Annotated in this window: 21 protein-coding genes and 1 other annotated feature; all 21 genes read right to left on the bottom strand. The window is 37.1% G+C overall.

Going from position 1 to position 21,261, the window contains the following annotated elements; translation table 11 throughout:
* The 21 genes from Q5O86_RS05165 to Q5O86_RS05265 all read right to left on the bottom strand — a co-directional run bounded on the left by Q5O86_RS05165 (position 1) and on the right by Q5O86_RS05265 (position 21,194).
* Complete coding sequence (locus Q5O86_RS05165; protein ID WP_302626079.1) at positions 1-3,831, bottom strand: DNA-directed RNA polymerase subunit beta; 3,831 nt, start codon at positions 3,829-3,831, stop codon at positions 1-3.
* 184 nt (positions 3,832-4,015) lie between these two features.
* A complete protein-coding gene (locus Q5O86_RS05170; RefSeq protein WP_302626080.1) occupies positions 4,016-4,327 on the bottom strand; it encodes a DUF2007 domain-containing protein in 312 nt (103 codons plus the stop codon).
* A gap of 128 nt (positions 4,328-4,455) precedes the next feature.
* Positions 4,456-4,821: a 50S ribosomal protein L7/L12 gene (gene rplL / locus Q5O86_RS05175; RefSeq protein WP_302626081.1), complete on the bottom strand. Its 366-nt coding sequence runs from the start codon at positions 4,819-4,821 to the stop codon at positions 4,456-4,458.
* 92 nt (positions 4,822-4,913) lie between these two features.
* Positions 4,914-5,414, bottom strand: coding sequence for a 50S ribosomal protein L10 (gene rplJ, locus Q5O86_RS05180; RefSeq protein ID WP_302626082.1), 501 nt, complete (start codon positions 5,412-5,414; stop codon positions 4,914-4,916).
* Between the two features lie 48 nt (positions 5,415-5,462).
* Positions 5,463-5,638: a sequence feature (ribosomal protein L10 leader region), on the bottom strand.
* A gap of 49 nt (positions 5,639-5,687) precedes the next feature.
* Positions 5,688-6,386, bottom strand: a complete 699-nt coding sequence (gene rplA / locus Q5O86_RS05185) for a 50S ribosomal protein L1 (protein WP_302626083.1) — start codon at positions 6,384-6,386, stop codon at positions 5,688-5,690.
* A 58-nt stretch (positions 6,387-6,444) separates the two neighbouring features.
* Positions 6,445-6,870, bottom strand: coding sequence for a 50S ribosomal protein L11 (gene rplK / locus Q5O86_RS05190; protein ID WP_302626084.1), 426 nt, complete (start codon positions 6,868-6,870; stop codon positions 6,445-6,447).
* Positions 6,871-6,974: 104 nt separating this feature from the next.
* Entirely contained in the window at positions 6,975-7,493 is a 519-nt protein-coding gene (gene nusG / locus Q5O86_RS05195; protein ID WP_302626085.1) for a transcription termination/antitermination protein NusG, read from the bottom strand.
* Between the two features lie 23 nt (positions 7,494-7,516).
* Positions 7,517-7,717 carry a preprotein translocase subunit SecE gene (secE, locus tag Q5O86_RS05200; RefSeq protein ID WP_302626086.1) on the bottom strand — a complete coding sequence of 67 codons (201 nt, stop codon included), beginning with the start codon at positions 7,715-7,717 and terminating at the stop codon, positions 7,517-7,519.
* Between the two features lie 22 nt (positions 7,718-7,739).
* Complete coding sequence (gene rpmG, locus Q5O86_RS05205; protein WP_021952244.1) at positions 7,740-7,889, bottom strand: 50S ribosomal protein L33; 150 nt, start codon at positions 7,887-7,889, stop codon at positions 7,740-7,742.
* 181 nt (positions 7,890-8,070) lie between these two features.
* Entirely contained in the window at positions 8,071-8,778 is a 708-nt protein-coding gene (locus Q5O86_RS05210; RefSeq protein WP_302626087.1) for a ComF family protein, read from the bottom strand.
* An 8-nt stretch (positions 8,779-8,786) separates the two neighbouring features.
* Positions 8,787-11,054 carry an ATP-dependent RecD-like DNA helicase gene (locus Q5O86_RS05215; RefSeq protein WP_302626088.1) on the bottom strand — a complete coding sequence of 756 codons (2,268 nt, stop codon included), beginning with the start codon at positions 11,052-11,054 and terminating at the stop codon, positions 8,787-8,789.
* A 66-nt stretch (positions 11,055-11,120) separates the two neighbouring features.
* Complete coding sequence (locus Q5O86_RS05220) at positions 11,121-12,122, bottom strand: rod shape-determining protein (RefSeq protein ID WP_302626089.1); 1,002 nt, start codon at positions 12,120-12,122, stop codon at positions 11,121-11,123.
* A gap of 498 nt (positions 12,123-12,620) precedes the next feature.
* Positions 12,621-12,881, bottom strand: coding sequence for a sporulation transcriptional regulator SpoIIID (gene spoIIID / locus Q5O86_RS05225; RefSeq protein WP_302626090.1), 261 nt, complete (start codon positions 12,879-12,881; stop codon positions 12,621-12,623).
* 128 nt (positions 12,882-13,009) lie between these two features.
* On the bottom strand, positions 13,010-14,776 hold the full coding sequence (locus Q5O86_RS05230; protein WP_302626091.1) for an aminopeptidase P family protein: 1,767 nt from the start codon (positions 14,774-14,776) through the stop codon (positions 13,010-13,012).
* Between the two features lie 49 nt (positions 14,777-14,825).
* Positions 14,826-15,356 carry an inorganic diphosphatase gene (locus Q5O86_RS05235; protein ID WP_302626092.1) on the bottom strand — a complete coding sequence of 177 codons (531 nt, stop codon included), beginning with the start codon at positions 15,354-15,356 and terminating at the stop codon, positions 14,826-14,828.
* A gap of 19 nt (positions 15,357-15,375) precedes the next feature.
* Complete coding sequence (locus tag Q5O86_RS05240; RefSeq protein ID WP_302626093.1) at positions 15,376-16,323, bottom strand: DMT family transporter; 948 nt, start codon at positions 16,321-16,323, stop codon at positions 15,376-15,378.
* A gap of 28 nt (positions 16,324-16,351) precedes the next feature.
* Entirely contained in the window at positions 16,352-16,978 is a 627-nt protein-coding gene (locus Q5O86_RS05245) for a hypothetical protein (protein WP_302626094.1), read from the bottom strand.
* A gap of 25 nt (positions 16,979-17,003) precedes the next feature.
* On the bottom strand, positions 17,004-17,501 hold the full coding sequence (gene greA, locus Q5O86_RS05250; protein ID WP_302626095.1) for a transcription elongation factor GreA: 498 nt from the start codon (positions 17,499-17,501) through the stop codon (positions 17,004-17,006).
* Positions 17,502-17,581: 80 nt separating this feature from the next.
* Positions 17,582-18,949, bottom strand: a complete 1,368-nt coding sequence (locus Q5O86_RS05255) for a citrate/2-methylcitrate synthase (protein WP_302626096.1) — start codon at positions 18,947-18,949, stop codon at positions 17,582-17,584.
* Positions 18,950-18,976: 27 nt separating this feature from the next.
* Positions 18,977-19,855, bottom strand: a complete 879-nt coding sequence (locus Q5O86_RS05260) for a diacylglycerol kinase family protein (RefSeq protein ID WP_302626097.1) — start codon at positions 19,853-19,855, stop codon at positions 18,977-18,979.
* Between the two features lie 100 nt (positions 19,856-19,955).
* Positions 19,956-21,194: a glutamate-5-semialdehyde dehydrogenase gene (locus Q5O86_RS05265; RefSeq protein ID WP_302626098.1), complete on the bottom strand. Its 1,239-nt coding sequence runs from the start codon at positions 21,192-21,194 to the stop codon at positions 19,956-19,958.
* Positions 21,195-21,261 lie beyond the last annotated feature (67 nt).

The following is a 21,261-nucleotide window of genomic DNA, read 5'->3' on the forward strand; positions in this document are numbered from 1 at the left end:
TTAATTTTCTTCCCCATCAGAAAATACTTCTCCTGAAGCATCCACTGTCTGGAGCTCTTCATCTACAAATTCCTGTGTTTGGAAACCTGCCTGAGCAAATGTCTGACTGTCCTCTTTGTTTCCATTATAATTCTTATCACTGTTCAGAATCGCATTGAAGTTTGTTTCACCATAATCAATACTTTCCTTCAATTCTACTTCATCATCGTTTTCATCCAAAACTTTTACATCCAGTGCCAATGACTGAAGTTCCTTAATGAGTACCTTGAAGGATTCAGGGATTCCCGGCTGAGGGATATTTTCACCCTTAATTATCGCTTCATATGTCTTAACACGGCCTACCACGTCATCAGACTTCACAGTTAAGATTTCCTGTAACGTATATGATGCACCGTAGGCTTCTAATGCCCACACTTCCATCTCTCCGAATCTCTGTCCACCAAACTGTGCCTTACCACCAAGTGGCTGCTGTGTTACTAATGAATAAGGACCCGTAGAACGTGCATGAATCTTATCGTCAACCAAGTGATGTAATTTCAAATAATGCATGAAACCAATTGTAACAGGGCTATCGAAATAATCACCTGTTCTACCATCACGAAGTCTCACTTTTCCATCTCTGGCAATCGGAACTCCCTTCCATTCTGCTCTATGGTCAAGATGTTCACCAAGATATTCCATAACTTCCGGTTTTAACGTATCTTTATATTTTTTCTGGAAATCTTCCCACTCTGTATTTGCATAATCGTTAGCAAGCTCTAATGTATCCATAATATCAAACTCGTCTGCACCATCAAATACAGGAGTTGCAATATTGAATCCTAATACTTTTGCAGCCAGACTTAAATGAATTTCGAGAACCTGACCGATATTCATACGGGAAGGTACACCAAGAGGATTCAATACAATATCCAAAGGTCTTCCATTTGGAAGGAATGGCATATCTTCTACAGGAAGCACTCTTGAAACGACACCCTTATTACCATGACGTCCTGCCATCTTATCACCGACAGAAATTTTTCTCTTCTGTGCGATATATATACGAACGGACTCATTTACTCCAGGTGGTAATTCATCTCCGTTTTCTCTCTTAAATACTTTTGCATCAACAATGATACCCGATTCACCGTGAGGTACTTTTAAGGAAGTATCTCTTACTTCTCTTGCCTTTTCACCAAAGATAGCTCTTAAAAGTCTTTCTTCCGGTGTCAATTCTGTTTCACCTTTTGGTGTAACCTTACCAACAAGAATATCTCCGGCACGAACCTCGGCACCAATTCTAATGATACCTCTCTCGTCCAGGTCTTTTCTCGCTTCATCACCTACGCCCGGAACATCATTTGTAATTTCTTCCGGTCCGAGTTTTGTATCTCTTGCTTCTGTTTCGTATTCTTCTATATGAATAGATGTATAAACATCATCCTGTACTAATCTTTCGCTGAGAAGTACCGCATCCTCATAGTTATAACCTTCCCATGTCATAAATCCGATTAATGGATTTTTTCCAAGGGCAATTTCACCATTTGATGTGGAAGCACCGTCGGCAATCACCTCGCCTGCCTCTACATGGTCACCCTTAAATACAATCGCTCTCTGATTGTAACAGTTACTCTGGTTACTTCTGGAGAATTTAATTAAACGATATGTCTCTTTCTCACCGTTATCATCATATCTCAATGTAATTTCTTTTGATGTAGAGCGCTCAACAACACCTGCACGCTTTGCAACAACGCAAACACCCGAATCAACAGCTGCCTTTCCTTCCATTCCTGTACCAACAACCGGTGCTTCCGTAGTCATAAGAGGTACTGCCTGACGCTGCATGTTAGAACCCATCAGGGCACGGTTTGCATCATCGTTCTGTAAGAAAGGAATCATAGATGTAGCGACAGAGAATACCATTCTCGGTGAAACGTCCATAAGATCAATTCTCTTCTTATCAAACTGAGATGTCTCTTCTCTGAAACGTCCTGAAACATTATTATTTACAAAATGCCCTTCATCGTCTAAAGGTTCATTCGCCTGTGCCACTGTATAGTTATCTTCCTCATCTGCTGTCAGATAAACAACCTCATCTGTTACCCTTGGATTTTTCGGGTCAGATTTGTCTACTACTCTGTAAGGAGCCTCAATAAACCCATACTCATTTAATCTGGCAAAAGATGCAAATGAGTTAATCAGACCGATGTTCGGTCCTTCCGGTGTCTCAATCGGACACATTCTTCCATAATGTGTATAGTGAACATCTCGAACCTCGAATCCGGCACGGTCTCTTGAAAGACCACCAGGTCCTAAGGCAAATAAACGTCTCTTATGTGTCAATTCACCAAGTGGGTTATTCTGATCCATAAACTGTGATAACTGTGAACTTCCAAAAAATTCTTTCACGGCCGCAGTTACCGGTTTTATATTAATTAATGTCTGTGGAGAAACGCCTTCAAGGTCCTGTGTCGTCATTCTTTCTCTGACAACTCTTTCCATTCTTGAAAGACCGATTCTGTACTGGTTCTGAAGTAATTCGCCTACTGCACGGATACGTCTGTTTCCTAAGTGGTCAATATCATCTGATGTACCAATACCATATTCTATATTTAATAAATAGTTGATAGATGCAAGAATATCTTCCTTTGTGATGTGTTTTGGAACCAATTCATGCGCACGTCTCTTGATGACATCCTTTAATTCTTCCTCTGAATCACATTCCTCAAGAATTTCTGCCAAAACAGGATAATAAACATCTTCAAGGATTCCTAATTCTTTACAGTCAAAATCAACATATGCGTTAATATCTACAGCTAAATTAGAAAGAACTTTTTCATTCTTCATGTCTGTCTGTATCATAACAGATGGAATTGCTGCATTCTGGATTTCTATGGCAAGTTCTTTAGAAACACTGACTCCCGCTTCTGCCAAAACTTCTCCTGTTGCCATATCAATTACATCTTCGGCTAATACATGACCGACAATTCTATTCTTAAATGCTAACTTCTTATTATATTTATAACGTCCGACTCTCGCAAGGTCATATCTCTTTGCATCGAAGAACATTCCTGTAATAATTGATTCAGCGCTATCCACACTAAGCGGCTCACCCGGACGGATTTTCTTATACAATTCAAGAAGTCCACTCTCATAATCATCACTCTGGTCTTTCTCAAATGTAGCAAGAAGTTTTTCCTCCTCACCAAATAACTCTGCAATCTCAGCATTTGTTCCAACACCAAGCGCTCTGATAAGAACTGTAACAGGAACCTTTCTCGTTCTATCTACGCGCACATAAAATACATCATTAGAATCTGTTTCATATTCTAACCATGCACCTCTGTTCGGAATAACCTGTGATGTATATAATTCTTTACCTACCTTATCATGTCCGATGACATAGTAGATACCCGGTGAACGTACCAACTGGCTTACGATAACACGCTCAGCACCATTTATTACAAATGTACCTGTTTCTGTCATAAGCGGCAAATCTCCCATGAATATCTCATGTTCTGTAAACTCACCAGTTTCCTTATTATGAAGTCTTACTTTTACTTTGAGAGGTGCAGCATATGTCGCATCCCTTTCCTTACATTCCTCGATTGTATATTTTTTGTCTTCTTCACATAATTTGAAGTCAACAAATTCGAGGCTTAAGTTCTGTCCATAGTCTTCAATAGGAGATATATCTGATAATACTTCCCTGAGACCTGCTGTCAAGAACCATTCATAGGAATCTCTTTGAACTTCAATAAGATTAGGCATTTCAAGCACTTCCTTCTGCCTGGAATAACTCATTCTAATGCCTTTTCCCGCTTTTACAGGACGAATTCTGTTCTTCTCCATCGACGTTTCACTCCTTGTCTTTATTTTGTTAAATAATTAGTTATAAAAACTTTATTTTATTAGTTTTTAAGGCTTTTTTCATCGGAAAATCGCCATTTTCACTCAAAAAAGGGCGCACTTCACCCCTGATTTGTGCATAACAAATTTTATTCTATCATTACAAACAAAAGTAGTCAAGCACTTTCTATAAGAAAAAAAATATTATAAGAAGTATTGCAAAGATAACCAAAACAATTCTCGCAGCAATTATTTCTGTTTTGTTTCTTTTTGATATATTCTGAGTATAAAACCCATTCTCACTTGCCACCTGAACAGCTTTATCCCAATCCTGCTCACTTACCAGCACACTTTTTGTGATTGCGTAGTCAGAACCCAGTTTGCGAAAATAATCTCCCGCACCTTCTGCACTGATTTTAGTTTTAATGCCCTGACTTTCTAACAAACCAACTATCATCTGCAAATCTATCTCATTGCCTGTTTCATAAATTTGTTTCATATTTTCTTTTAATCCTCTTAATTTCCAAACTTTTGATTATTCACACCGTAATCACAAAAAACAAGATACCCTTGTACAAAGCCCAAGGATATCTTGTTTTTTATAAACATCATAAAGTTTTCACATTATTATTTCAATGTTACTGTTGCTCCAACTTCTTCTAACTGTTTCTTAAGTGCTTCAGCTTCTTCCTTAGTAGCGCCTTCCTTAACAACCTTAGGAGCTCCGTCAACTACTTCTTTAGCTTCCTTAAGACCTAAACCAGTTGCATCCTTAACAGCCTTGATAACTTTAACTTTCTGAGCGCCAACTTCTGTTAACTCTACATCAAATTCAGTCTTTTCTTCAGCTGCTGCTGCTTCTCCACCTGCTGCTGCAACTACAACTCCTGCTGCTGCAGATACTCCAAATTCTTCTTCACATGCCTTTACAAGGTCATTTAATTCTAATACTGTTAATCCTTTGATTACTTCAATGATTTCTGCTGTTGTCATTGTAAATTCCTCCATTAATATTTATACTTTTTTCATTTTAAATCAAGTCTTCAGAGATATCTCTCATCTCTCCTGACTATCCGGCTTATATCCTAAGCTGCATCTTCTTCGTTCTTTTCAGCAATCTGCTTAATAACACGAGCGAAGTTTGTAATTGGTGACTGCATTGAACCAAGTAATTTTGAGAGAAGTACCTCTCTTGATGGGATAGATGCAATCTGTTTTACTCCATCTGCATCATAGTAAGTTCCATCAACAACACCGCCCTTAACTTCTAATGCTTCTGCACCTTTCTTTGCAAAGTTTACTAAAACTCTTGCTGCTGCCGTAGCATCATCTTTACAAACTGCGATAGCTGTCGGTCCTTCAAGATGCTGAGCTAAATCTGCAAACTCTGTATCTTTGATTGCAAAATTAATCATCGTATTCTTGTATACTTTGTATACAACTCCTGCTTCTCTTAACTGTCTACGAAGTTCAGTATCCTGAGCAACAGTAAGTCCACGGTAATCAACCACTACAGCTGTAGCAGCACCATTGAGTAATTCTGAAATCTCTTCTACAATAGGTTTCTTTAACTCTACTTTTGCCATGAATGTCTTACCTCCTTATTTAATTTAGGTCTTAAACCTTCATTGCTCGAATGAATATAAAAAATCTCTCTGCACAAAGACAGAGAGATATAAAGTCTTATAATTAAACTTAATCCTCGGTAGGCGACAATTTGCACTTACATCCGTTATCAGGACTCTTCCCACTTCGTGGGCCCCTCCTCATAACAAATACCTACTGTCTTCGGCAATTGGTTTTAAACCACTTGTGCATAATAGCACATTCATATTATATTGTCAACTTTTCAGTTGCCATTATGCGTTTACAATCTTTGAAACATTAACCTTTACACCAGGTCCCATTGTTGATGTAACAGTGATTGACTTAATGTAAGCGCCCTTTACTGCTGATGGCTTTGCTTTCATAATTGCATCCATAAGTGCACTAAAGTTCTGTGTTAACTGTTCTTCTGTAAATGAAGCTTTTCCAACAGGAACATGAACGATGTTCGCCTTGTCAAGTCTGTATTCAATCTTACCAGCCTTAATATCAGCAATAGCCTTTGTAACATCCATTGTTACTGTTCCGGCTTTTGGATTCGGCATTAAGCCCTTTGGTCCAAGTACACGACCCAGTCTACCAACAACACCCATCATATCAGGTGTAGCTACAACCACGTCGAAATCAAACCATCCATCATTCTGAATCTTTGGAATCAATTCTTCTGCGCCTACGAAATCAGCACCTGCTGCCTGAGCTTCATCAGCCTTTGCACCTTTTGCAAAAACCAAAACCTTTACTTCTTTACCTGTTCCGTTAGGTAAAACTACAGCACCACGAATCTGCTGGTCTGCGTGGCGTCCGTCACAACCTGTTCTGATGTGACATTCTATTGTTTCATCAAATTTTGCAACTGCAGATTTCTTTACTAATGAAATCGCTTCTTCTGTGTCATACTGTACAGCTCTGTCAATATTCTTAGCTGCCTCAATATATTTCTTTCCTCTTTTCATTTAAACCTCCTCGTGGTAATAACGGATATACCTCCCACGTTCTTCCAATTCTTTTTAATTAGTCTTCAACCTTAATTCCCATGCTTCTTGCAGTACCTGCAATCATGCTCATAGCTGCTTCAACAGTAGCTGCATTTAAATCTTTCATCTTTGTCTCTGCAATCTGCTGCAAATCTGCTTTTGAAATTGTAGCTACAGTTTCCTTTAATGAGTTGCCTGCACCCTTCTGGATTTTACAAGCCTTCTTTAATAAAACTGCTGCTGGAGGAGTCTTTGTAATAAAACTAAAACTCTTATCCTGATAAACAGTGATAACAACTGGAATAATCATTCCCGGCTGATCAGCTGTTCTTGCGTTGAAGTCCTTTGTGAACTGAACGATGTTTAATCCATGCTGTCCAAGTGCTGGACCAACTGGTGGAGCTGGTGTTGCTTTTCCAGCTTCAATCTGCAATTTAATGTAACCTTCTACTTTCTTTGCCATTTTTCGGCACCTCCTATTGTGGTATTATCGGGAATCCCTCCCACTGCTTCGTGAACACCACGAAACATTCTTCAATTTATCTTAAAACCAATTATAAATTAGTCTTAATTCATCTTTTTGACTTCAGTAAAGTCAAGTTCTACCGGAGTCTCTCTTCCAAACATGTCCACATTAATTGTGACTGTCTGTTTATTATCATCGATACGCTTGATTGTACCTGCCGTTCCAACCCAAACGCCGCCAATAACATTCACCATATCTCCCTCTGCGAAGTCAACATTTACTCTCTCATTCTTAATGCCTAAAGAGCTCATTTCTTCTGCAGTAAGAGGAACCGGCTTTGACCCTGGACCTACGAATCCTGTAACACCTCTGGTATTTCTCACCACATACCATGTGTCATCATTCATAACCATGTTAATAAGCACATATCCAGGGAAAAGTTTTTTTTCAGAAACTTTTCTTACGCCGTTCTTTAATTCGACCACTTCCTGTGTAGGAACTGATACCTCTAATATCTGATCATGCAATTTTCTATTTTCAATTGATTGCTCAATATTAGTCTTAACTTTGTTTTCATATCCTGAATAGGTATGAACAACATACCAATTTGCTTCTGACATTTAATCACCTCTTCTATTCTTTATTACCCAATAATCTTATCGAGACCGAACTGTATCAACTGATCGATCATTCCAATAAGAACTCCAAGAATAGCTGTGACTATAACTACTACAACACTCTGTCTAACGATTGATGCCTTTGTAGGCCAGATAATTTTTGAAAATTCAGCTTTTAATCCTGTCCACCAGTCTTTAAAACTGCGTTTGTTCTTAGCTTCTGCCATAATTCTACCTCCATCTACAAAACTATTTTGTTTCTTTGTGTAATGTATGCTTCTGACAGAACTTACAATACTTCTTTGTCTCTACTCTGTCCGGATGTGTTTTCTTATCCTTTGTAGTATTGTAATTACGCTGTTTACACTCTGTACATTCTAATGTAATTCTTGTTCTCATGAGTTTCACCTCCGCTTTATTCTATCTTATTCCATCCCAGAGAGTCTTCTATCACTTCTTCTTTTCTTACAGTAATAAGAGCAAAAAAAAAAGACCCCTTTCTTTGCTCTATTAATATAACATGATAAATCAATTACGTCAATATAAAATAAACAAATATTGGTGCCTTTTTTATTATTACTCACTTGTCTTTTCCAATAGCAGCACACAAAAAATATATTCTTTGCACTCCTGCCGCCCTCAAGAGCTTTGCACACCCGTCTATCGTACTTCCGGTTGTATAGATATCATCCACAAGCAGGACATTTCTACACCTCTTAATCCCTGGTACGCTAACAGCAAATGCGTTCTCCATGTTTATTCTCCTCTGTTCACTGTTCATTCCTTTTTGCGGACTTGTATTTTTTATTCTCACTAAACATTTATTATCCCTTGGAATACCTGTATATTTTGACAATTCATCGGCAAATTCTTCCGCCTGATTATAGCCACGCCTTATTTTTTTCTTACGATACATGGGAACCGGAATTATTTTATCAATCTTCCATTCATTCAATGTACTTTCATATAATTGAATCGCCATCTTTGCATAAAATTCAGAATACACTCTCTGATTTTGATATTTAAACCGATATAATGATTCCCTGATTTGCTCTTTATATTCAAAAACTGCGATTCCTTTATCAAAACAATGCGCAGTCTTTGTACAATCACTGCATATTATTTTTTCATCACTATTTAATGGTTTTCCACATTTATAACACTTAGGTTCTTTTATAACATATAGTTTTTCTAAACAATTCCCGCAGATATACATTTTGTCACAAATAATTTTCTCACATAGCGGGCATGTTTTTGGAAAAAACATGCTAATTACTTTATTTACCATCTATTCCTTTATGATTCCTCTTTATAATAACTCTCTATGTGCCATTTGAGTCCGGAAAATCTTTTATGCTGGTCTTCATTTGCAATCATTGCCCCAAACATTTCCTTTCTTCCCACTATACATACACATTTTTTTGCTCTTGTCACACCTGTATACAATAGATTCCTTGTCATTAACATTGGTACACCGGAAACTAACGGAATAATTACCGCAGGATATTCGCTTCCCTGTGATTTGTGAATTGTAATGGCATATGCCAGTTCCAACTCCTCCGCCTGCTTTGAATCATAGGTTACATATCTGTCGTCATCAAATACAACTTCTATATAATTTGTCGTATTATTTATCGTTGTAACAATTCCCATATCTCCATTAAAAATCCCACTCCCTGTATCAAATATTCTGCCCGATAAAGACCTCTGCTCCCATTCTAATTGATAATTGTTTTTTATCTGCATTACCTTATCGCCTTCCCTAAAAATTCTTCCGGCAATTTCTTTTTCTTTTTTTTCTTTGGAAGGAGGGTTCATAAATTTCTGAAGCTGCTCATTCAAAGAATTGACCCCCAGGATACCATTTCTCATTGGGGTCAAAACCTGTATATCAATCTCTTTTGCTCCTACATAATCCGGTAATTTTGACTTTAGAAGCCCAATTGTAGCATTTAATGCCATTTGTGCATTTTCTCTTTCTATATATAAGAAATCGACCATGCTGTTATCCAGTACAACCTGTTCTCCATCATTAATCTTGTGGGCATTCGTTACAATACCACTCTCGCCTGCCTGCCTGAAAACTTTTGTCAGCCTTACCACACTAAACTTCTCAGATTCAATAATATCTTTTAAAACATTTCCCGGTCCGACACTGGCTAACTGATTCACATCCCCTACAAACACAATTCTCGTGCCAATGGTTACAGCCTTTAACAGTGCATGAACCAGAAAAGTATCTACCATAGACATCTCATCCACAATAATTACATCCGTCTCCAATGGATTCTGTTCATTTCGACCAAACCTTGCAGACAGTTCATCACTCTCCACATTTTCCGAACTTCCCGATATTTCCAACATTCTGTGAATGGTACTTGCGTTATGTCCTGTCGCCTCGCTCATCCTTTTTGCAGCACGTCCGGTCGGTGCAGCAAGGCTAACCTGCATTCCGTCCGACTCAAACATCTGTATAATTGCATTAATCGTTGTCGTCTTTCCTGTACCCGGGCCACCTGTAATCACCGAAACTCCATTATTCTGTGTTTCTATTACTGCCTTTCTCTGCAACTCATCTAAATGTATACCTGTTAATTTTTCAATGGTGTCTAATTTTACTCCCATAATATATTCATCTTCCGGAGTTGCAATATTAAGTTCCAGAAGCATTCTGGCAATATTCAATTCTGTAAAATAGAATGTCGATAAAAAAACAGCTTCTCTACCCTCAATCTCTTTCAAAATCAACTTTTTTTCGAGTACCAGTTCTGTAAAGCAATTGTCTAACAAATCCATATTGTAAGTTCCGTCCGCATTGAGATACTGGTCTCTCAATCCCAAAAGATTAATGGTTTTCTGTGCCAACTGTTCTTTTGGAAGATATGTATGCCCAGACATAGAAGCATCCGATAAGGCATAACACATACCGCTTTTAATTCTAATAGAGGCGTTCACCTCCACACCTGCTCTCCTGGCAATTTCATCCGCCGTCTTAAATCCCACCCCTGCTACATCATCTGCCAGCCTATATGGATTTGTTTTTATTATGTCGTAAACTTTTATTCCATATAGCGTATATATCTTGGTACTGAGCGTCGGAGAAATACCATACCCCTGAAGAAAAATCATCACATCACGCATATCTTTTTTTTCTTCAATCTGCCCGCATATGTCCATTGCTTTTCTCAGTGTAATTCCCCTGATTTCCGCCAGTCTTTCCGGTTCTTCTTCGATGATTCTTATAGTATTTTCACCAAAACAATCTACAATACGATCCGCAAGAACAGCTCCCAATCCTTTTATGGCTCCTGAGCCTAAATATTTTCTGATTGACAGTTCATCTGTTGCAGGTACTATCTTATAAGATGAAACCTTTATCTGTTCTCCATATATATCATGAAAAACCTCTTCCCCTTCAATCTCAAGGTATTCACCCTCTCCGATATAACCAAAAACACCTGTACACTTAACTTCTTTCTTACCACTGAGCAAAGTCAGTACAGTATATCCATTTTCATCATTTCTAAATGTAATATTTTCTACATATCCACTGAGTGTTTTCATTTCACTGTTCCTTATCATTCAAGTTATAATAAGGCTGTCCCAAACAGCGGACAGCCTTATTATCATTTATTTTATTTTTTCGGTACTTTCTTCATCTATATACTCCAGATATTGACCTGTTCCTATAGCAACTGCTGTCATAGGGTCCTCTGCTGTCATCGTATTAATTCCGGTTTTAGACTCTATCAATCTGTCCAATCCGTTTAATAAACATCCTCCGCCTGTAAGTACAATTCCCCTCACAGCAATATCTGCTGCAAGTTCCGGTGGTGTCTGTTCTAATACTCTATGCACTGCATCCACAATACTCTTTGTAACTTCACGAAGCGCCTCCTCTGTCTCCTCGGATGTCACCTCAATCGTTTTAGGAAGTCCTGTAACTAAATTTCGTCCTCTCACTTCCATCTTCTGATTTTCCGATTTATCATAACAGGTACCGATTCCAATTTTTATCTCTTCCGCTGTTCTCTCACCAATAAGGAGATTATGCTTTTTCCTCATATATCTGACAATCGCCTCATCAAAATCGTCTCCGGCTACCTTAACCGATGTACTGACAACTGTACCGCCAAGAGATATCACCGCAATATCAGTTGTTCCCCCACCAATATCAACAATCATATTTCCACATGGTTTTTTAATCTCAATTCCGGCACCAATAGCTGCGGCTAACGGTTCTTCTACTACAAATACCTCTCTCGCTCCTGCCTGAAACGCGGCATCCTGCACGGCTTTGGTCTCGACCTCTGTCGCTCCGCTGGGAATACATACACAAATGCGGGGTTTTTTATATGAACGCTTTCCAACTGCCTTCTGAATAAAATATCGAATCATCTGCTCCGTAACCGAATAGTCAGAAATAACTCCCTGCTTCAATGGTCTTACCGCAACAATATTTCCGGGAGTTCGCCCAATCATAAGACGAGCTTCTTCACCTACTGCTTTTATTTTATCCGAGTCTCTGTCAATTGCCACAACAGAAGGCTCTTTTAAAACCACACCTTTTCCTTTAATATAAACTAATACACTAGCTGTTCCTAAATCTATTCCAATATCTGTATTAAACATTTGATGCTCCTTTGGTGTTTTAATCCATCTTGTTAAATCTTTATTTTAAATAATTTCTTATATATCTTAGAATATCCATACTGAAATAAAGTATAACAATTTTTTATCATTATGTATATGTCTATTTTTTAAATTTTTTTCAAATTTTTCCATTTTCTTATGTTTCTTTTCCCAATAAATATTAAATGCTTCTAATTATTCTATCATTTTTTATTATTTTTTCCTTTTTTCGTCGTTTTGCGATATTTTTTTACAGTTCGTTCATACTTTAGACATATTTACCCCTTAATATACAAGATGTACAAGTTAAGTGCTTGTACACATAGTTTGTATACGTCATACCCTATAATGACGTATTTTAAGTTTTTCATACTCAACCTAGTGGGTGAGATTCCCACTAGGTCCCCCGTAAACAACAGCCTTACTGGTTATTCCGGTTAAGGCTTTTTTTTATATTTAAAACCGCTTTTGCCGTTCCTCTATAGTAAGATTACATGTTTAAAACGTAGTTTTGTTTTTTAAATATTTTTCTCTTGTCGCCATCCCCCCTCTTATATGTCTTTCCTTTTTATTTTTTTCCAGAACACTTCTCACATCTGCGGCAAGTCCCGGATTAATCTGCACCAAACGTTCTGATACATCTTTATGTACTGTACTTTTACTAATTCCAAACTGCTTCGCACATAGTCTTACCGTTGCTTTATTTTCGATAATATAATCTGCCGCTTCTAATACTCTTTCTTCAATATATGCTTTCAAAAAAACCTCTGTATAGAATATACTTTGTACATTTTATGCAGAGGTCTTTTTTGTTATTACTTCACCTGCCTGTAATCATTCCATTACCCGACATTTATCTTTTTATTAAACCAAATTTATAATAAATATCAATAAGTTACAAATGTTTGCAGCCACTCTTTCTCTTGACTATCTAAATATGGAGATATTTTTTCATAAACCTTTTTGTGGTAATTATGAAGCAGTTTAATTTCTTCCTCACTCATCAGACTCTCATCAATCAATTCCATATCATATGGTACATATGTCAATGTTTCAAATTCAAGAAACTCCCCATATTCATTCGTTTCCTTTTCCTGACATACAATAAGATTCTCGATTCTGATACCAAACTCTCCCTCCAGGTACACTCCCGGCTCATTAGATGTAACCATACCCGGCTCAAACACTGCATTCAATTCTGAATTTTCGAGCATCCGATAGCGTAATGCGTTTGGTGCCTCGTGAACATTCAATAGATATCCGACTCCATGACCTGTGCCGTGATTATAATCCATTCCCATATCCCACAACGGTTTTCTTGCAATATAATCAAGAGATACACCTGTACACCCTTTTTTAAAGACTGCCGCCAAAAGATTCAAATGACCTTTTAATACCGCTGTGTACATCTTTTTCATTTTGTCCGTCGCATTTCCAAGACTAATTGTTCTTGTTATATCTGTAGTCCCCTCCAAATAATGTCCACCACTGTCAATAAGAACCATACTCTCATCTGTTATACGATAGTTTGTCTTTTCTGTCGCACTGTAATGTACTATTGCTCCATGCTCTCTATATCCAACAATCGGAGGAAAACTCGGCTCTAAATAGCTCTCGGCCACGCTTCGAAATTCCTCCAACTTTTTCCCAAGCAAAAGCTCATCCATATATTGTTTTCCCACATTGCTTTTGAGCCAATAAATAAATTTAGTCATAGCAATACCATCTAAAATATGTGCTTTTTTCATATTTTTTATCTCTGTTTTGTTTTTTACTGCTTTTAATTTTAATGCCGGGGAAAGTTTGTCCATTATGGTATTGCTGTTATGAATTACGTTAATTATTTTATCGTTTGCTGTCGACTTATCAAGCCAAATTTTACTATTTCTTATACTCTCTACAAAACCATAAATTTCATCGTAATCTTTAATTTCTATATCATTATGCTTTAAATACTCTAAGATAGGGTTTCCAAGAGCTTCTTTACTGCAAAAAACAATACTTTCTTTCATTGTCAACAACATAAATGACATAAAAACCGGAGAACACTTTATATCATTTCCTCTCAGGTTGAGTATCCACGCTGTCTCATCCAGTGCAGTAATCAACAATACTTCAACTCCCTCAGCTTTCATCCTCTCCCTTATTTCTGTTATTTTTTCACCTGCTGTTTTCCCTGCATACTGTTCTTCTAAAATCCATATTTTTTCACAGGAAATCCCTGGTCTGTCCTTCCATATCTTTCCAACTAAGTCCAAATCAGAATTAATTTTCACTCCAAGCGTTCTATAACCCTCTGCCTCATGCGCTGACATCATCCGCCCATCAAACCCGATATTCCCGGATTGTCTTTCTATATATTCCCGAATTGTCAAAACACCTTTCTGACCGCTTTTCATTAATCTGATTTCTGTTCCCGCTAACTGCTCCTTCGCCTGAACAAAATATCTTCCGTCAGTCCAAAGCAATGCCTCATTTTTTGTGACAACCAATGTACCGGCCGAGCCGGTAAAACCTGACATATATTTTCTTGTCTGGAAAAATTCCCCAATTTCTTCCGAACCATGAAAATCACAAGTAGGCACAATATAGATATCTATATTGTGCCTAGCCATTTCTTCTCTCAATAACCTTAGTTTGTTATTTATATTCATTTCTGTAAAACCTCATGCCCATATTATTTTTATTGAACTGTTGCAGACATTACTGATTGTATGAATCATTATAAATATCAATACATTTATAAATAATCTTTGCTGCGTCTAACGGTCCACCAAATTCATCCACTTTCGTCTCTTTTCCCTCCAAAGATTTATATATATTAAAGAAATTTTTAATTTCATCAAATATATGAGACGGAAGCTGATTAATATCTGTATAACAATTATATGTAGGGTCTCCATAAGGAATCGCTATAATCTTATCATCCATATCACCGCCATCTATCATATACATAACCCCAATCGGATAACATCTTACAAGAGACATCGTTTCAATCGGTTCAGAACAGAGAACCAAAACATCCAATGGGTCTCCGTCCTCGTCAAGAGTTCTTGGAATAAACCCATAATTCGCAGGATAATGTACTGAAGAATATAATATCCTATCTAAAATAATCAAACCTGTTTCCTTGTCCAATTCATATTTTTTCTTGCTCCCCTTACTGATTTCTATTGTAGCAATAAAATCAGACGGTGTAATTCTATCAGGATTAATGTCGTGCATAATATTCATAAAAGACCTCCGCTAAATTTTAATTTTCACTCTTTCGTATTCTTTTTTCATTATATTTCAAATCACCTGCATTTACAATATAAATTCCTGCACAAACCAATGCTAATGCACCAACAATTTGCACTCCCATCTGACTAGTCTCGTGCAAAAATGCAAACGACAGCACGACACCAAACACCGGATTCATAAATTTGTATGCAGATATTTTAGATACCTTATTATATTTTAATAAAATACTCCACAAAGTATATGCTGCTGCTGAAATGAATCCCATATATAGCAAGAGAAGCAAACTTAGCCAATTCTCAGCATAAAGTTTTCCGCCGAACAATATTCCTATAATAATCATCGAAAGTCCACCGAAAAAAAATTGATAGCCACTCAGCATTACCACATCTGCTGATTTAGAAAACTTCTTGATAAACGCTGAGGAAAAAGCAGATGATATTGTAGATGCAATAATAAATCCCTCGCCTAAAAAACTCATCCCGAAGTCCAGAGTATTTCCGGTCAGATTTACAATAATTACACCTGCGAAACCTAATATACTGCCTACAATTTTTCTTGCTGTCAATGTTTCCTGACGGAAAATCAGACATGCCACAAGTATTGTTATAAATACACCGGAACCATTTATAATAGATGATTTTACCCCGGTAGTATGTGCAAGTCCAATATAAAAAGGAACATACTGTAAAACGGTCTGAAATAAACTTAATATTACTATTTTCCCAGGATTGGATGGTTTGATTAACTTTTTTGTCATCAAACTAAAAACTACAATAACCATCACTCCGGCAATGGCAAACCTTGTTCCGGCAAACAAAATCTGTGATGCCGTTTCTCCACTACTGATATGAAATAACCGATATCCAATTTTAATACATGGAAATGCTGACCCCCATAAAAGGCAGCATATCATAGCAAGTAATATTACTACCGGCGTCTTTGTTAATTTACCTTTCATTTTGTACCAAACCTTTTATAAAAAATGTCTATTCGTGTCTTTGAATGATTTCTATATTATTGTAACGCTTTAAATATTCTATACTCAATTCTCTATATGAAATAAGATTTTCTAAACAAAAGTTTTTTCTCATAATCTTTGATTTCATATATTTATCCCCAAATAATTTTCCGGATTCAAAATCTTCTTTCATCAACTCCGGTCTTCTGTCAACAAAAATTATTTCTTCGGCAATATCAAGAAAACAATCCGGTATTGTTGTCCGTATGCCAATTCCTGAAATCTTTCGAAATAATGGGTTAATTGACTGAAATCTCTTTAAATTAGCAGAAGTATAAACATCGATTTGGTTCTCTAACAATACTTCTATAATATGATAAACAAACGTATTCTTTGTCACCTGCATTCCCATTTCGTCCATGACCACAATATCGGGGTTTTCTTTGACAATAAAATCTATATCTTCTTTCTTTTTTATGCTCACAGAACATTTTTTCAAATCCTCTTTCCAGGGCAGTTTTGACATATCCCTGTGTTTCCTATTAAAATAACCAATAAACACTTTTTTACCGGATTTTCTTTCCTCTATGGCTCTCTGTAGCATAAGATAACTCTTACCCGCTCCCGGAGTATAACTTGTAAAAATTTTCAGCATATTACCTCATTCAATTCTATTTTTACTAATAACTTCTAATCGTATCTGTTTCTTCTTCTCCGGTATTCTCAATAGACTTTACAACAACAAAATAGCTGACCGTATCATTCACTCTTACTTCGACTCTGTCACCTACTTTATGCCCCATCAGCGCTTTTCCTATGGGAGACTCATTACTGATACGGCCCTTGACAGAGTCTCCTCTCATTGTACTGACAATCTTAAATTTCTCTGTCTCATCATCTTCTTCAAAATAAACTTCAACTGTGTTATTTAGTCCAATCTCATCCTCAGCTGACAAATCAGTAATAATTGTCGCTGTCTTTAAAATTTTTTCCAAATACCTTATTCTGCTTTCATTTTTATTTTTATCCTTCTTTGCCGCATGATATTCAAAATTTTCGCTCAAATCTCCATGTGCTCTTGCCTCTTTTACAGCTTCAATCGCTTCCGGTCTAACAACTAGCTTTCTATGCTCAATCTCCTCTTTTATTTTATCGACGTCACTCTGTGTTAACTTCATGTAACATTCCTCCAATCTACCATAATAACTACACCTCTGTATATGTAAGCCACATATAAAGAGGTGTTTCATTCTAACTTTTATTTTGTTCTATTTTCAATATCTGTATATTCATAATAACCGCAATTGCTGACATATGCAGGCCGCATAATCTTATCCGCATTAACCAGTTCTTCGATTCGGTGAGCACTCCATCCCACAATTCTTGCTATTGCAAACATTGGTGTAAATAACTCTTCGGGGATATCTAACATACTGTAAACCAAACCACTGTAGAAATCCACATTAGCGCTGACCCCTTTATAAATCTGCCTTTCTTCTGCAATTACCTGAGGCGCCAGACGTTCAATCATACTATATAAGGCAAAATCTTTTTCTCTGCCCTTCTCCATTGCCAATTTTTCAACAAACGCTTTGAAAATCTCCGCTCTAGGGTCTGAGACAGAATACACTGCATGCCCCATTCCATAAATCAGTCCCTTTTTATTAAAAGCTTCTTTATTCAATATTTTTCTAAGATATTCTTTCACTTCTGTTTCGTCAGTCACATCTGAAACATTTTCCTTAATATCCTTAAACATCTCCACGACCATAATATTCGCACCACCATGTCTTGGTCCTTTCAGCGAAGACAGCGCCGCTGCCATTGTGGAATATGTATCAGAACCCGATGAAGTGACAACTCTCGTAGTAAATGTGGAATTATTTCCACCACCATGTTCCATATGTAATACAAGAGCCAAATCCAACACCTTTGCTTCCAACTCTGTATACTTCATATCCGGTCTCAACATCCTAAGAAAATTTTCACTGGTAGACAATTCTGCCTTTGGTCTGTGAATATAAAGGCTGCCCCCCTTTTTATAGTGATTGAATGCCTGATAACCATAAACGCACATCATTGGAAATACGGCTATTAACTGAATGCACTGTCGTATAACATTTTCTAAAGAAGTGTCAGAAACATTTTTATCGTAAGAAGCAAGTGTCAGCACACTCCTTGTCAATGAATTCATAATATCAGAACTTGGTGCCTTCATAATCACATCCCTGACAAAATTTGTTGGAAGCCTTCTGGATGTCGATACCATCTCCTTAAATTCTGTTAATTCCTCCTGCACCGGCAATTCTCCAAAAAGTAATAAATATGCCACCTCTTCAAAGCCAAATCTTCCGCTGCTCATAAAACCTTTCACCAAATCCTGTATCTGATATCCTCGAAAATACAGCTTTCCATCACATGGAACACTTTTACCATTGACAATCTCTGATGACTCTACTCTGGAAATATTTGTGATTCCCGTCAGAACACCTTTTCCGTTTAAATCCCGGAGTCCTCTCTTTACACCATACTCTGTAAACAACTCCCTGGCAACACTATCATTTTTTTTGCATACCTTACTATACTTCTCTGTAAATATTCTAACATCCTCTTTTTTTAATGCCATAAATCTCCTTTCTCTCTCCCGCTTCTATCAATATATAAAGTTAATTGCATCATGTACTACTTTAAAGTTCACTACCGCCCTTCCTGTCTCTTTTTCGCCATCTAATGACCAATCTATATCCGAACAATCTGTTATTCTTGCCGAATCAATTTGTTCCAAAGTTATCTTTCCTGTAAACTTCTGCAATAAAATCTGACCTGCAAGTTTTATAAATTCAATAAAATTCTTAGGAAATTCAACCAGCATAAGCTCAAAAACACCATCGTTAAATTCGACCAGGTCTTTATCTAACTTCATAATACCTCCCACTTTAGTGGCATTATTGATAGCAACAAAGATATATTTTCCCTGATAAATTTTATCTCCTAATTCTATTTTTAATTTTAAACGTCTGATTTGGAACAATTCTCTGACTCCTCGCAATATATATGCGAAATGCCCCAGCCTGTTTTTTAATTCCTGAGGTGTAGAATAAGACGTCTTCGTGAAAATACCGGCAGATGCAGTATAGGCAAAATGCCTTCCATTAAACTCTCCCATATCCAGGGGACGTGCCGTGTGAGATACAATAAACTCAGCAGCCTTTTTCGGTTCTAATTCCAGTCCGAGGCTATTTGCAAAATCATTGGTAGAACCGGCCGGTATATATCCAAGAGGAGTATTTACATTTCCCTCTATCATACCCTGAATCACTTCATTTAATGTTCCATCACCACCCATGCACACAATCAAATCCACGTCATTTCCATAGTGCATGGCGATGTTTGTTCCATCTGCTCTTTGCCTTGTATATTTGATTCCTACTTTGTAACCGGCCTTCTCAAATACATATATCGCATCATCTATAAAATGCTTGTTTTTTTTCAATCCTGCCTTCGGATTAATAATAAATAACAACTTTTCCATAATATACCTTATTATTTTACAATATTTTTTTATTTTATTCTATTAATTAACCTTTAAAATTTTGTGAACTCTGTTTTTTATTGTATATATTTGTCACATTTTATCGAATTTGTCCATCACCGTAGACTTTATACTTAAACGATTGTAACTCCGGAAGCCCTATCGGTCCTCTTGCATGTAATTTTTGAGTTGATATTCCAATTTCAGCTCCAAATCCAAACTCTCCTCCATCTGTAAACCTTGTGCTTGCATTCACATAAACGGCTGCGGAATCTATTTTATTTAAAAATTCTTCTGCCGCTGCTGCATCTCTCGTAACAATACATTCACTGTGTCCTGAACTATATTTATAAATATGCTCAATAGCCTCATGCATCGATTCAACAATCTTTACAGACATCTTATAATCCAGATACTCAGTTTCCCAGTCACTGTCTTTTGCCGCTTCAATTCCGCCGACCAGCGCTCTCGACTTTTCGTCTCCTACAAGTTCTACTGACTTTTCATCCAATCTGGCTTTTATTTTTCCTAAAGCCCGCTCTGCAATATCTTTATGTATCAATAAACATTCTGCGGCATTGCACACGGACACTCTGTCTGTTTTTGCATTAAACACAATTTCCACAGCCATATCAATATCCGCTTCCTTATCCACATAAATATGACAATTTCCAACCCCGGTCTCGATTACCGGAACTGTTGCGTTTGTGACAACCGCCTGTATCAAACCGGCTCCACCTCTCGGAATCAGAACATCTACATACCGGTTCATTCTCATCAGTTCATTGGCACTGTCTCGGGAAGTATCTTCTACTAACTGTATAATATCCTCCGGAAAACCGGTTTCCTTTACCGCTTTACGCATAATCTCTGTAATCGTTTTGTTTGAATGAATTGCCTCTTTTCCGCCTCGTAGAATCACTGTATTTCCTGATTTCAGACAAAGAGCCGCTGCATCCGATGTAACATTCGGTCTCGCCTCAAAAATAACGCCTATTACACCGAGGGGAGTAGTTACTTTCTGAATCTTAAGTCCATTTGGTCTTAATGTCTCACTTAAAACTTTTCCAACCGGGTCCGGCAGCATGGCAATATCTCTCACGCCTTTTGCCATTCCCTCAATTCTTTTTGCATCCAATTTCAATCTGTCAAGAAGAGAATTTGCCATCCCATTATTCTTTCCATTCTGAATATCAATATCATTTGCCTTTATAATCTTTTCTGTATTTTGTATTAAGGCATCTGCAATGTTCTTTAATATTCTATTCTTTTCTTCCGTACCTGTTACCATTAAAACCTTTTCGGCATTTTTCGCCTTTATTCCTAACTGTTCTAGCATAATGCAAATCCTTTCTTATCTTTCATTGTTTTTTCCTCGTAGCTGATATAAATTAAAACAGTCATGC

The sequence above is a fragment of the uncultured Eubacterium sp. genome (assembly GCF_937958975.1).
Taxonomy (GTDB): domain Bacteria; phylum Bacillota; class Clostridia; order Lachnospirales; family Lachnospiraceae; genus Eubacterium_G.

Excerpts from the sequence above, each read along its gene's own strand:
- rpmG (WP_021952244.1), bottom strand. The coding sequence starts at position 7,889 with ATGAGAACAAGAATTACATTAGAATGTACAGAGTGTAAACAGCGTAAT.
- Q5O86_RS05255 (WP_302626096.1), bottom strand. The coding sequence starts at position 18,949 with ATGGCATTAAAAAAAGAGGATGTTAGAATATTTACAGAGAAGTATAGT.
- Q5O86_RS05165 (WP_302626079.1), bottom strand. The coding sequence starts at position 3,831 with ATGGAGAAGAACAGAATTCGTCCTGTAAAAGCGGGAAAAGGCATTAGA.
- rplA (WP_302626083.1), bottom strand. The coding sequence starts at position 6,386 with ATGAAAAGAGGAAAGAAATATATTGAGGCAGCTAAGAATATTGACAGA.
- Q5O86_RS05230 (WP_302626091.1), bottom strand. The coding sequence starts at position 14,776 with ATGAATATAAATAACAAACTAAGGTTATTGAGAGAAGAAATGGCTAGG.
- Q5O86_RS05220 (WP_302626089.1), bottom strand. The coding sequence starts at position 12,122 with ATGTTTAATACAGATATTGGAATAGATTTAGGAACAGCTAGTGTATTA.
- rplL (WP_302626081.1), bottom strand. The coding sequence starts at position 4,821 with ATGACAACAGCAGAAATCATTGAAGTAATCAAAGGATTAACAGTATTA.
- Q5O86_RS05265 (WP_302626098.1), bottom strand. The coding sequence starts at position 21,194 with ATGCTAGAACAGTTAGGAATAAAGGCGAAAAATGCCGAAAAGGTTTTA.
- rplJ (WP_302626082.1), bottom strand. The coding sequence starts at position 5,414 with ATGGCAAAAGTAGAGTTAAAGAAACCTATTGTAGAAGAGATTTCAGAA.
- secE (WP_302626086.1), bottom strand. The coding sequence starts at position 7,717 with ATGGCAGAAGCTAAGAACAAACGCAGTTTTAAAGACTGGTGGACAGGA.
- nusG (WP_302626085.1), bottom strand. The coding sequence starts at position 7,493 with ATGTCAGAAGCAAATTGGTATGTTGTTCATACCTATTCAGGATATGAA.
- Q5O86_RS05245 (WP_302626094.1), bottom strand. The coding sequence starts at position 16,978 with ATGCTGAAAATTTTTACAAGTTATACTCCGGGAGCGGGTAAGAGTTAT.
- greA (WP_302626095.1), bottom strand. The coding sequence starts at position 17,501 with ATGAAGTTAACACAGAGTGACGTCGATAAAATAAAAGAGGAGATTGAG.
- Q5O86_RS05170 (WP_302626080.1), bottom strand. The coding sequence starts at position 4,327 with ATGAAACAAATTTATGAAACAGGCAATGAGATAGATTTGCAGATGATA.
- rplK (WP_302626084.1), bottom strand. The coding sequence starts at position 6,870 with ATGGCAAAGAAAGTAGAAGGTTACATTAAATTGCAGATTGAAGCTGGA.
- Q5O86_RS05240 (WP_302626093.1), bottom strand. The coding sequence starts at position 16,323 with ATGAAAGGTAAATTAACAAAGACGCCGGTAGTAATATTACTTGCTATG.
- Q5O86_RS05210 (WP_302626087.1), bottom strand. The coding sequence starts at position 8,778 with ATGGTAAATAAAGTAATTAGCATGTTTTTTCCAAAAACATGCCCGCTA.
- Q5O86_RS05235 (WP_302626092.1), bottom strand. The coding sequence starts at position 15,356 with ATGAATATTATGCACGACATTAATCCTGATAGAATTACACCGTCTGAT.
- Q5O86_RS05215 (WP_302626088.1), bottom strand. The coding sequence starts at position 11,054 with ATGAAAACACTCAGTGGATATGTAGAAAATATTACATTTAGAAATGAT.
- Q5O86_RS05260 (WP_302626097.1), bottom strand. The coding sequence starts at position 19,855 with ATGGAAAAGTTGTTATTTATTATTAATCCGAAGGCAGGATTGAAAAAA.